Source organism: Paraburkholderia sp. SIMBA_030, assembly GCF_046535245.1.
Taxonomy (GTDB): domain Bacteria; phylum Pseudomonadota; class Gammaproteobacteria; order Burkholderiales; family Burkholderiaceae; genus Paraburkholderia.
Genome location: NZ_JAWRXB010001621.1, coordinates 1 through 237, shown reverse-complemented (window position 1 = coordinate 237; position 237 = coordinate 1). Strand labels below are relative to the sequence as shown.

Below are 237 nucleotides of genomic sequence, written 5' to 3'. Positions count from 1 at the left end.
GGCTCAATATGTGAGAGTTCCGTATGCACACTTCGGTCCGCGGAAAGTAGCGGAAGGTTTAACCGATGAGCAGGTTTTATTTCTAACCGATATTTTTCCTACCGGATATACCGGAGTCATGTGGGGAGAATTAAAAGGTGGAGAAACAATAGCGGTTTTTGGAGCGGGGCCGGTAGGGTCAATGTCTGTAAAAAGCGCCATTCTTCATAATGCAAAAAAAGTTATCGTAATTGATAC

At 43.9% G+C, this 237-nt stretch carries 1 pseudogene; it reads left to right on the top strand.

Going from position 1 to position 237, the window contains the following annotated elements:
• Positions 1 to 237 (top strand): annotated as a pseudogene (locus SB772_RS45485) (glutathione-dependent formaldehyde dehydrogenase); the annotation flags it as partial.